The sequence below is a fragment of the Caballeronia sp. AZ10_KS36 genome (assembly GCF_023631105.1).
Classification (GTDB): domain Bacteria; phylum Pseudomonadota; class Gammaproteobacteria; order Burkholderiales; family Burkholderiaceae; genus Caballeronia.
Map to the genome: position 1 here is coordinate 1 of NZ_JALQDQ010000052.1, position 10,692 is coordinate 10,692.

Below are 10,692 nucleotides of genomic sequence, written 5' to 3' on the forward strand. Positions count from 1 at the left end.
GCCGGTGCCGATGCGCGTGCCGGTCGGCACGCCGAGCTGTGCATTGGTGATGGCATCCGACCAGTCGCCTCGGCCTGCGCCGCGCAAGGCGCGGCGCAGATGGCTCACTTCGTTCTGGATCGTGCGCGGCGTGATGCCGGACTCGATGCGCGCACCGACATAATTGCGAAGCTGCTTTTCCGTAACGGTGGCGGGATCGACATCGCCATAGCGCCGCTGCTTGGCATGCGCGGCGAACGCTTTGAAAGTGGTCAGCATCTTCTGCCGGGTCAGGGTCGCGGCACCCTTGTGAAGCGACGCGGCCATGAACTTCGCTTCGATCGAGCGTGGCCGCGAGGGTGATCGGTTCGGCGGTGAAGTGGACTTGCTCATGCTCTTCTTCGTTGGACTCGTTCGTCGTTGTTTTCTGTTGCGCCGGGTCGCTCCAGCGAGCCGGGTCCTGCATTCGTTTAGGGAGGTGTGGCCGCCACCTGGAGGTGGGTTGTTGTGGCCAGGGTGCTGCTGCCGATGAGGTCGTTTGTCGTTCGCCGGTTGGCCGGTTCGACGCGCTGACGTGCGCTTAACTATCACGTCGGTAGACGGGCGCCTTTACGTGGCGCGAGCGAGGGTGGTGCGCGAAAGCGCGTCACTGCTCCTCGATGCGAAGCAGTGACGCGCAAAACCACGTGGTTGCCTTCAGCGGATGCTCCGGATAATCGGGCCGTGGAAGGCGCTGAAGTCACCGTGTCGTGCTTGGCTGCGTTTGGCTGTCGGCACAGCAAACGGGCAAGCGTTGACGCGATGCGCTAGCTGAGCTGCTCGTTGGCAGCCGAAAGACGAGAAGGTTCGAGCGAGGTCGCTCGGAAGAATGTGATGCGCGGGCGACGCCCGAGATGGAAAGTGAGTGCGCTTGCAATGGACGGACTACGAGAGCCCCGCCGAAGCGCCTAGAAAAATCGCTCAGGGGGCTGTGCAGGGCGGACGGATCCGATGCACTTGCCGTAAGCGGTTTTGCGGGCAAAGTGCCCGGCTTAAGAAGTTGGATCGAGATCTGTGCTCGATCCTAGATCGATGCGTCAAAACGCAAAAAGCACGGCTACGTTAGCACAGGGTTTTTCTTGTGCAAACAGGCTGCTTCAAAAGAGTCGAAAGCCGCATAAAAACAGATGCCCTTTCACAGCAATCGCAACCAATCCTATCTGCACACGGTGGTGGCGAACCAGAGCCGACAACCGTTAGTCAACGAACAGCAAGTAATACGGCGTCTCATGAGGGCAGCGAATGATCATCAACTGCTAGAATGAAAATGCCTGGTGCAAAAAAGCAGCGGCTTGGAGGTACTTCTTTTTCGCGACTTTCTTCTGCGGCATACGGCAAGGGTGTTGGACGCCCATGCTGTCCTGCCAGGGATCCGCAGAGGTTTGACAGGTCTTCTCACATCACCGTCGGATGGGCCGAGTGTTGGACGTTCGGCCTACATCGACGTCTTGCTACGCGGTACGGTTGGACGTGTACCGACGCTTTCTTCTTTCAACCCAGCAATTCCGATCCGGCTGACGCAGGCTGTGTGCTTGTCTGTCCAGCCGCTTGAGCTTTCCATTTCGTCGCAGCGGCTTTTCGACCCAAATCTTCAAGCCGACTGACCAGTGGTGCTAGATCGAACGACGTCTTCTCGCTGTCGTTTGGGTCGACTGCTCTCAGCAACAAATTCTTTTCTTCCAGTCCTTTGATATGTCGCTGAACGGTACGGGCGGTTACGCCCATGCGTCTCGCGATCGTTGCCGGCTTGGTGTACGGCAACCTGTCCTTTTCCCACCAGGCCAACAACAAGTTCATGGCCACCAACATCTCGCCATCGTTCATCCGAAGTGTGTGCTGCTCACGAAGCAGGATGGCTGGAATGACCGTAAATCCGGGCAAAAGCGCATCCCCAAATTTTTCTTGAATGGGGTAGCTGCTGAGCTCGAGATCGACAGTGACGTTAGCCGGGTTCATTGAAGCGATTTTAACTGGTTTGCCGGATATTGTGCAATGTATATTATTATAACGACAATTTTGTCGCGGCAATTTTGTCGCGATCGAGAAAATTGTCGGGGTGTCCGTTAGGCCTTTGGTTCTGGTTGGCCTTCGCCGGCACGTTTGAAGGTCTTGCCGAGGGAGTCGCCTATCGTTGGGGGATCTGTGTTCTCCGAACCGCCCGAGCTAAGAATCTCGCGCCGCGGAATGTAAAGGCGCAACTTCTTACGCTTGCCGGGACCACGGTCGAGTTTTCCAGCCGATAGTGGCCGGCCTTCCTTTGCGAAGCGAAGGCGTCGATCTCCCTTTTTCGAAGTCATTCTCCCTTTTATAGCTTTTATAGACGTCAATCTACCTTTTTATTCATTCTACCTTTATGTCCCACCTGCTCAAAAGGGGAGATCCTCGTCAGTCGCTGGGATACACTCACGGCGACTGACGATCTGCTCCGCAAGGGTCAGACAACGTCTATTTTCCTCCTCAATCCAGATGCCTCCATCTCGCGTCGCAGCTCTATAGCGAGGACGCCATACACCAATGACGTAGCCATGATCTAGTGGCCAAGTAAATCTAATCTGTTCGGGATCTTCCCGATCATTCAGTTCCTGCGTGTAGAAAGCCAGGGTCGTGTCCAGGTTGGCCAGCAAACTTGGATCTTTGGGCTCGTTGTCGCGTTGCGCTCCTGAATGGAAGTCATTGACGCGGAGAGTGCACACAGCCGCTGCGGTCTCGTTGCTTGCCGGATTGGCATCAAACATCATGACCGCTTCATAGAACAGGCCGGCAGCTTGCAACCTGGTCCAGGCACTCCAGAACCGATGGGAAATATTGTCTGGCACCTTCTTTCCTTCAATCGCATGAGCGAGGATCCTATGCACTTCGCTTGTATATGAAGACGCCTGAAGCGGATTCGACAACCATTGAAAATTGCCTTCTTTCGCCCGGACGTTAGATTCCTCCCATCCGCGATGGATGACTCGCGGATCAACACCGCCGCACTGGGACATACGCAGCGAGGCGTACATTTCCAGCATCAACATGAGCGCGTCGAGTTGGCAGTCATTGGCGGAAAGGGCCTTCAACGTCTCCCGATAAGCATCGGCGGGGGCTGTGCAAGCCCTTATTCGATGCAAGGGAATGTCGGCGTTACCCAACCCATCGACTAGCGCATGCGGCAGCTCCAGGTCCAAGGAGCCTTGCATCACGCGATACCGCGCCATCCTTGAATACTTTGGGGCCAATGACGCAGGCGCCAATAGCTTTCGTGCAATCAGCTCTTGCAGAATGTTGTTCGACCTGGCGTCGGCCATTCCGCCCACCTTGGTCTTGATCGAGTTTGCACCCGCACCAGTGAAGGTATAGGGCGGATGCCCCTCGATCTCTACGCCTGATGAGTGCCGTGCCATTACCAGGAAGCCCGCGACCAGCGAAAAATTTTTACTGTCCTTAGCCAGCTTTCGCAGCGTCTCCATTGAGACCTTGAAATATCGCGTGTTGCTTTTCATCCATACCTCTTTTGGGGCATATGCGAGAACGTAAAGCGCGACCTTCTACGGAGCCAAGCGCACGGACAAGGCGTAGTCGGCCGTCGAATACGGATTGATAAATCAATGTGCCGGCATCAGTTTTTTTGGCGCTGCGCCCAAAGCCGTTCAATGGCCAGCATGCCCGAACGCATTTTCGCGGCGGCTGACGCATTAGCTGAGTGAACACGGATCTTCGGTGGAACGAACTCACGAAGCGCGACCGCTTCCTCAATCCAAAGAATCACGTCATAGCCGGTACCGCGTTCATCATCGCCCAGGTCGTGATCGAGACTGAGTTCGTCCACTTGGCCTGACTCGAGCAATGCTATCGCTTCAGCCGGCCAATAGACGCGGACCCAACCGTCCGGGGGCGCGCGTTCATCGTCGAGAAAGACCTTCACAGTGTTACCTGGCCATTTTCTAGGATGGAGCGAAACTCTCGGCGCAACAGGTAGCGGTTTTCCTTACCCTCCCACTTTCGAATAAATGTCGTCACTCCTTTCGGCCAACCGCGTGTGTGGGCGGCACGTTTCCCAAACAACCGCATTGCAACCCTGACGACATCTGCGCTGCCGATGTGCTTTGCCAGTTCCGAAGACGTGATGCCGGCATCGCCTGCGGCGTGGACATGTTTCATCACTGCCCTCTGATCCGCACTTAACCCTGGCGTCTTTTTGAAGAACGCATCGACTGCCTGCGAGCTCAGTATTTCGGCGGTTTTGGCTCCATCTTCCTCGGGGAGAGAAGGTAACGGCGCTGGTGCGGTCTCGGTTGTGCCCTGAAGGTCAGCATAGAGCAACGGATGCGCGAGCTTCAGTTCTTCCGGGGTGCCTTCAAAAGTAAAGCTGGTGCGAGTGATCTTCATGCGATCTCCTATAAGAGATTTGTTGTAATCTTGGAATTTATATGTGTAGACTACAGAAGGTTTGTATTGAAAGCAATCGTTTTGCAAATAATTTTCAGTAGTCTATAAGCTGTCTACAATCTATTTTTCCATGAAACGCAGGGTCACTCTACAAATCGACGCTTGCTGTATATGTGATAATGTCCTTTATCAGGTATAGGAGATCGTCTTGGCCGATACGTTTGACTTCAACGTGACGTTGCTTCCGTCACCTGACGACATTGGGCACCCGTCACTGAGTGAAGACTATATGTCCGCATTGCGCGAGATACGCGCGTTTGCCAGAACTCATGGCGGTCTGATTCCGGTTCAGGGAGCCTCACCGAATGCTCCGGTCGGTATGGTCGTTGAATTTGCGAAGGTGGTTGGCCCATTTCTGGGACCGGCATTGGGTGCGGCGCTCGCAGGCTGGTTTCAGGGGCGTGCTGGTCGTAAGCTGCGCCTGAAAGTCGGCAGTGTTGAGGTCGAAGCCCACACGCCAGAGGAAGTCGAGCACTTGCTTAAGCAGGCTAAGGCGTTTCAGACCAGCCTCAAGGGCGTCGGCGATGAAGCGTGACATGGACCTGATCCGCGAGCTGATGCTTAAGCTCGAGGCGCTCCCCATTCCGCCCATCGGATACCGGATGATTCGGCCTGACGATCCTGAGATGCGGGTCGAAGGCTACACCGTCGCGCAGATCGCCTACCACGTGTCACTCATCGAGCAGGCGAAGCTGATAAATGCTGACGGGCTGGACGTACTGGGAATGGCGATTGGACCTGGGACCGCGTTTCGCAACGTGAGCTGGGCCGGACACGATTTTATCGAGTCAGTACGCGACCCTGAGGTGTGGGCCAAGACAAAGGCAGGGGCGCTTTCCGCCGGCGGCTTCACGGTTCAGTTGCTGGCTGATCTCGCCAAAGGCTTCATCAGGAAGCAGATCGAGGAGCGTACCGGTGTCCAGCTCTAGCCTGATTGGTGTCACGCCCTCCGCGTTGCCGCCGTTGATGACCACGGCCGGTGATCGCGCCGGTGTGCGCTTCTTGGAGTTCTTTGCGTCGGCGATTCGCAACCCGCATACGCGGCGGGCGTATGCAAGGGCGGTTGGAGATTTTCTCGCCTGGTGCGCCGGTGCCGGCGTGACCTCAATCACCGCCGTGCAGCCGCTGCATGTGGCCGCGTGGATCGAGCTGCAGACGCAGACGCTGTCGGCGCCGACCGTCAAGCAGCGCCTGGCGGCGATCCGCCACCTGTTCGACTGGCTCGTCACCGGCCAGATCGTGCCGCACAACCCGGCCGCATCCGTGCGGGGGCCGAGCCACAGCGCCAAGCAGGGCAAGACCCCGGTGCTCGACACCTCCGAAGCACGGCAGCTGCTGGACAGCATCGATGTAACGACGCCGATCGGTCTGCGGGACCGCGCGCTGATCGCACTGATGGTGTTTTCGTTTGCGCGCATCGGCGCGGCGCTGGCGATGCGGGTCGAGGACGTCTATGTGCAGCAGCGGCGCTTGTGGGTCCGTCTTCGTGAGAAAGGCGGCAAGGCGCATGCGATGCCGTGTCATCACTCGCTGGAAGCGTATCTGCACGACTATCTGGAACAGACCGGCCTACGCGATGAGCCGAAGGGGCCGCTGTTCCGCACGATCGCGCGTGGCACCGGGCAGTTGAGCACCACACCGCTGCCGCAGGCAAACGCATACGCGATGGTGCGGCGCCGAGCGGTGGCGGCCGGGATCGGCACGAAGATCGGCAACCACACGTTCCGCGCGACGGGCATCACCGCCTATCTGAAGAACGGCGGCACGCTCGAGAATGCCGCCACGATGGCCAATCACGCATCGACGCGCACCACTCAGCTCTATGACCGGCGCCGCGACGACATCAGCCTCGATGAGGTCGAGCGAATCCGGCTCTAACAAGACCCACATTGACTCTATAAACGTCATAATGTATAGTGTAACTATACGCTATACATGATGACGTTCATCAGACAGGCCAACTGACTAATTGACGTGACTTCTAGAGAGGTAAGAGATGGTATCTAACCACTTTGATTGGGAGCACCATGATCAAGTCATGGCGACACAAAGGACTCGAAGAGTTCTTCAAGACCGAAAGTAAGGCGGGCATCAGGCCCGACCACGCAGCTAGATTAAAGCGTCAGTTAGCTCGGCTCGATGTGGCTCAGTCGCCACATGATATGAATGTGCCGGGCTGGAAGTTTCACGGATTGGAAGGGCCGTTAGCCGGTCATTACGCTATCAGCGTGAATGGGAACTGGCGGATGACCTTCACATTCGAAGGTACTGACGCTGTCTTGGTGGACTACCAGGACTACCACTAAGGTTCAGTACATGACCCAAATGTTTAACCCGCCTCACCCGGGTGAAACGCTTCGGGAGGATATCCTCCCGGAGCTTGGTTTGACGGTCACTCAAGCGGCCGAGCAGCTCGGTGTCACGCGCGTGGCGTTGTCACGCGTGCTGAACGAGCATGCAGGTATCTCGCCAGAAATGGCCCTTCGGATTGAAGGTTGGCTCGGTGTCGAGAATGGCGGCCGCGCAGACGTGTGGCTGGCCCAGCAGACCGCCTATGACCTTTGGCAAGCACGCTCCAAGGGAACGCCCAAGGTCGAGCGCGCGCACGCGTGAGCTTGGCTTTGACGATCAAGGGCGCTTCGGCACCTTTTGTCATTCCTCCGGCCGCCGCTAACCGCGCCGTATGAGGCGATCGTTAATTGCCTCAGATTTCGAGCCGGCCTTGCGGGTCGCGTGCGAAGGTAAATCGCACGGCCTTGACCTTCCGCCCGGCCTTGATCTGCTCCCACTGGATAATCCATCCGTCTTTCTCGTTGAGCTCAGCAACGGCCGGTTCGATGATTCGCCGTTTGATGTTGTTGAAATTCTGGCGCTGCTTCTCAGTCGCGTCCATCGCGGCCGCGAAGTCCTCTATGTCGTATTCAGCCCAGCCAGTGGATTTGAAGCGCGTAAGCAGCTCGAGCAGCCGCCAAGAATAAATCGAACGCAATGCAGACGCTTGCTGCAATTGGTACGTAGTGAACTGCCCCTTCAACGCCGTCAGATGGGGGAGCAGTGCCGGCCACCAGTGCAATTCAACCCACCCCTCGCCCACTTGATATTTGACGACCCCGACCCATCGCATTTGAACCTTCGTTGGCGGCAACGGGGCGCCATTACGCCGATGCGCGGCCTCATAGAAGGTGATGGTGCGGTTGTAGAGCGTCTTGGCCGCTGATTGGAGCTGTTCGTATGCGGTGTTCGCGTCGACATGGAATGTGTCGGCATACTCTGCAGCTGTTATCCGGGTCACAGGCAACTCGCCGATTTGCGGCAAGCGCCGACTGTCGAGCTTACTGACAGCGGCTGCCACAATGCGCTTCTCGGCCAGCGTGAGCCCCTGCCCCGCTCGCGTCAGCGCGTTGCTCATCGAGATCCACCGATCGCCCGCTGGCCTATCCGTGATCGCCGAATAGCTCTCCGCTTTCGCCGCTTTCCCTGCCATTTTCACCCCTTAAAGCGTCATCCGGCGACTCTGACGCATTTCTCAAATTGCGTCAACATGTTCTAAAGACGCAATAACCCGGAAATTGACGCAATTTGGTGATGCGCATGCCATGCGATGTGATTGATGTCAGGGCTGCCAGGGCACGCCGGAGGGAATAAGGGATGGAAACCTTCCTGCATGGGCTGTGGATAGCACCCGGAAAAAGACGCACTAACCCGGAAAAAGACGCAATTGACCCGGAAAAAGACGCAATAGCAGGCTGCAAACCCTTACTGCATAAGGCTCACCGCTGTTTATAAACAAGAAAAAACTATCTAAAAACCGGTCGGGCACGGTATTCAGAACTTCCCCGTGTGGATAAGTCCCCTGTCCACTGGCCAAAACCCGGCCCGTGGACAGCCGCTACGCGGTGCGGGACTTCCCCACACTTGGGCCTGACGCGCCCTTCGGGCTTGCCCCATTGAGAAAACGGCCAATTTAAAACCGCCCGCAACAGTCCAACCATCAGGGAACAGTCTGTTGCATCAACTTTTCGCGTCGCGCTCGATCAACTCGGCGCATGCGAGCGAAATCGCCGCCGCTCGGCTAAGGCCCTTCCGTGCGGCGAGCGCGTCGACGGTGGCGAGCAAGTCGGGGGCGATCGTAATAGCGATTTGAACCTTGTTTTTCCGCGCCGGCGGGCTCAAGCTCGGCGCGGCGGCATCGGGAGCGCGACCGATGAACGCATTTGCCGCTGGCTCGCTAGCAACAGATTTAGGTTTTTTTGTGATTGACATAATATATTTTCAATATCATTTAAATATTGAAACGATGTGATTTTTCAATGCGGATAGTTCCGTTGACGCGTTCGTGTCGCGCGGCCGGTATTCGTCGATGTAGAGCCCCGCACCGCTCGCGCTGGCGAACGCTTTGCGCCGCCCGATGCGCAGCGGCAGCAGTTCGATGCCTTCAATGTCGGCAAGCGCCTCACTCGCCTCTTCGTTGTCGCTGCCTTGCGGATCGGCGGCATTCAGCAACGCTAGAGCTCGCACGTCACGCACACTGCGCGCCTCGCGTAACAGGCTCGCCACGTCCGACAGCGCCCAAACATCGAATGAACGCGGCTGAAACGGCACTAGCATGAGATCGGAGACTGTTAGCGCCGCGCGTAATGCAGTCGAATCACGTCCGCCGGCGTCGATGATGACGTGATCGTATGCGCTGGCCTGCTGCGTGACCTGTGCGCGCAGTGTCGCGCCGTCTGGGTATGCGGCGGCGGCGATCGGCGCCCGGCCACTTTCCGCGCGCACTGTAATCGCGCCTAGGCTCGTCCCTTGTCGGTCTCCGTCGACCAACCAGACGCGCTGTCCGTCAAGTGCGAGTCCAAGCGCGAGCTGGACGGCGAGGGTCGATTTGCCGACGCCGCCTTTCGTGTTGCCGATTGTCAGAATCATGGTGATCCTATATTGTTTCAATATTGAAGACATATTTGCATAATGTTGAAACAATAGCACGTTGCGAAGTCTTCAACGCGTTGCACTGCCGGTGCTCAACGAGATTTTTCTTACACGTAACGCGGGCGCGGATCGAGCGGCGGAAACGAAAAAGCCCGCCAAAGCGGGCCCGAAACTCTTATGTCACCTATAACCGGTTGCCCAGATCTGACGGTCAACAGCTGCAAGTTGTGGCAAAGGACCCATTCAGAGCCATGCAAGACAAGGAGGTTGGCTAACCGCCGACTTCATGCCCGATTCGCGCTGCGCGCGCAACGCTTCTCAAGCCTCCCGAAGAGTGCCACTTAACTGACACTTTTCGGTCACTTAGACGGCAACGGCGACTCTCCTTCACAAGCTGAGCCTCGAAAGGGCAGATATCTGACACTTGTCGGAGACTTTTCTGGCCTAACCAGATCCTGTTCAGCGCGCGACTCGGCTTGGCTGCTCCGCTGCAGCGAAGATCAGCCGCTCCACCACCTCCCGAATCGTCTCACCGCGATGCCTAAGGCTTTTGAGCACTTCGAACGCATCGGACGAGATCTTCACTCTCGGCAGCGCGTCAGTCGCACCCGAAAGCCCTTCCAGCCGTGTGCCGCCAACCAGTTCGGCCTTGACCTTCCATACGCTGCCCTTCGGCAACCGATGAGCGGTCGTGAATTCAGGTTTGCTGCTCATAGGTCGCCCGCAGATAGTTGTTCCAAACCCAGCGGCCGCGGCCTTCACCATGACCGAGGTCGCGCGAACACAGCGCGAGCGCCTCTTTGACGCTGTGGCCCTCGCTCAGGTAGTACTCGTAGTTGTCGCGGCAAAAGGCTCGGCGCAGCGCGTGACCGGAGTTATCTCCCATTAGACCCAAAGCCGCAAAGCGGTCGTGGACCTGCTTCTGGGCTGCGCGCGCCGTCGTCGCGTCGACCAGGTATTGCCGCTGTTTTACGATCTCCAATGCAGCTCTGACCGCGTCCAATGCGCGCGCCCGGTAGGGCATCGGGATGACCGTATCCCTCACCCGTCCGCCCTTCGTGCCGTGGCGGATCGTTATGAAGCTTTGGCCACGTGAGAGCGCCACCTCCCATTGCTTCAGGCTCTTGTGACTTTCGATCATCTCTTCGCGCCGCAAGCCCAGGCAGCGCTCGAGCTGGATCCACGCACGGGTGTCGGCCGATGCGTGCTCGAGGGCGTGCGCAAGCACGTGTGCATCGATCACGCGGCCGGTGCCGATGCGCGTGCCGGTCGGCACGCCGAGCTGTGCATTGGTGATGGCATCCGACCAGTCGCCTCGGCCTG

Annotated in this window: 15 protein-coding genes; 5 read left to right on the plus strand and 10 right to left on the minus strand. The window is 57.7% G+C overall.

Annotated features, from left to right (window positions below; translation table 11 throughout):
- The 5 genes from NCR35_RS29445 to NCR35_RS29465 form a co-directional block, all read right to left on the minus strand.
- A partial coding sequence (locus tag NCR35_RS29445; RefSeq protein WP_284503389.1) for a phage integrase N-terminal domain-containing protein occupies nucleotides 1–306 on the minus strand: 306 nt, incomplete at its 3' end.
- A 1,203-nt stretch (nucleotides 307–1,509) separates the two neighbouring features.
- Nucleotides 1,510–1,974 (minus strand): helix-turn-helix domain-containing protein, encoded by a 465-nt coding sequence (locus NCR35_RS29450; RefSeq protein WP_250537421.1) that lies wholly within the window; start codon nucleotides 1,972–1,974, stop codon nucleotides 1,510–1,512.
- A gap of 410 nt (nucleotides 1,975–2,384) precedes the next feature.
- The gene (locus tag NCR35_RS29455; RefSeq protein ID WP_250537422.1) at nucleotides 2,385–3,500 is read right to left on the minus strand and encodes a hypothetical protein; all 1,116 of its coding nucleotides are present in this window, start codon (nucleotides 3,498–3,500) and stop codon (nucleotides 2,385–2,387) included.
- Nucleotides 3,501–3,616: 116 nt separating this feature from the next.
- Entirely contained in the window at nucleotides 3,617–3,922 is a 306-nt protein-coding gene (locus NCR35_RS29460; RefSeq protein WP_250537423.1) for a cyclic-phosphate processing receiver domain-containing protein, read from the minus strand.
- The gene (locus NCR35_RS29465) at nucleotides 3,919–4,386 is read right to left on the minus strand and encodes a hypothetical protein (protein ID WP_250537424.1); all 468 of its coding nucleotides are present in this window, start codon (nucleotides 4,384–4,386) and stop codon (nucleotides 3,919–3,921) included. Before NCR35_RS29465 ends, NCR35_RS29460 begins: the two co-directional genes overlap by 4 nt.
- Nucleotides 4,387–4,594: 208 nt before the next feature.
- Here NCR35_RS29465 and NCR35_RS29470 point away from each other — a divergent pair, with 208 nt between their 5' ends.
- From NCR35_RS29470 to NCR35_RS29490, 5 genes are all read left to right on the plus strand, one after another.
- The gene (locus tag NCR35_RS29470) at nucleotides 4,595–4,981 is read left to right on the plus strand and encodes a hypothetical protein (RefSeq protein WP_250537425.1); all 387 of its coding nucleotides are present in this window, start codon (nucleotides 4,595–4,597) and stop codon (nucleotides 4,979–4,981) included.
- A gap of 1 nt (nucleotide 4,982) precedes the next feature.
- Nucleotides 4,983–5,375, plus strand: coding sequence for a DUF2513 domain-containing protein (locus NCR35_RS29475; protein WP_250537426.1), 393 nt, complete (start codon nucleotides 4,983–4,985; stop codon nucleotides 5,373–5,375).
- Between the two features lie 37 nt (nucleotides 5,376–5,412).
- Nucleotides 5,413–6,324, plus strand: a complete 912-nt coding sequence (locus tag NCR35_RS29480; RefSeq protein WP_250537432.1) for a tyrosine-type recombinase/integrase — start codon at nucleotides 5,413–5,415, stop codon at nucleotides 6,322–6,324.
- 149 nt (nucleotides 6,325–6,473) lie between these two features.
- Nucleotides 6,474–6,752 (plus strand): type II toxin-antitoxin system RelE/ParE family toxin, encoded by a 279-nt coding sequence (locus NCR35_RS29485; protein WP_008344539.1) that lies wholly within the window; start codon nucleotides 6,474–6,476, stop codon nucleotides 6,750–6,752.
- 10 nt (nucleotides 6,753–6,762) lie between these two features.
- Complete coding sequence (locus NCR35_RS29490) at nucleotides 6,763–7,059, plus strand: HigA family addiction module antitoxin (protein ID WP_008344540.1); 297 nt, start codon at nucleotides 6,763–6,765, stop codon at nucleotides 7,057–7,059.
- Between the two features lie 91 nt (nucleotides 7,060–7,150).
- Here NCR35_RS29490 and NCR35_RS29495 read toward each other — a convergent pair whose 3' ends face one another.
- The 5 genes from NCR35_RS29495 to NCR35_RS29515 all read right to left on the minus strand — a co-directional run.
- Nucleotides 7,151–7,930, minus strand: a complete 780-nt coding sequence (locus tag NCR35_RS29495) for a replication initiation protein (protein ID WP_250537427.1) — start codon at nucleotides 7,928–7,930, stop codon at nucleotides 7,151–7,153.
- Nucleotides 7,931–8,457: 527 nt separating this feature from the next.
- Nucleotides 8,458–8,709 carry a hypothetical protein gene (locus NCR35_RS29500; protein WP_250537428.1) on the minus strand — a complete coding sequence of 84 codons (252 nt, stop codon included), beginning with the start codon at nucleotides 8,707–8,709 and terminating at the stop codon, nucleotides 8,458–8,460.
- 15 nt (nucleotides 8,710–8,724) lie between these two features.
- Nucleotides 8,725–9,366: an AAA family ATPase gene (locus NCR35_RS29505; protein ID WP_250537429.1), complete on the minus strand. Its 642-nt coding sequence runs from the start codon at nucleotides 9,364–9,366 to the stop codon at nucleotides 8,725–8,727.
- A 462-nt stretch (nucleotides 9,367–9,828) separates the two neighbouring features.
- Entirely contained in the window at nucleotides 9,829–10,083 is a 255-nt protein-coding gene (locus NCR35_RS29510) for a hypothetical protein (RefSeq protein ID WP_250537430.1), read from the minus strand.
- Nucleotides 10,067–10,692: integrase domain-containing protein (locus NCR35_RS29515; RefSeq protein ID WP_250537431.1), on the minus strand; the 626-nt coding region annotated here is incomplete at its 5' end. The genes NCR35_RS29515 and NCR35_RS29510, both read right to left, overlap by 17 nt.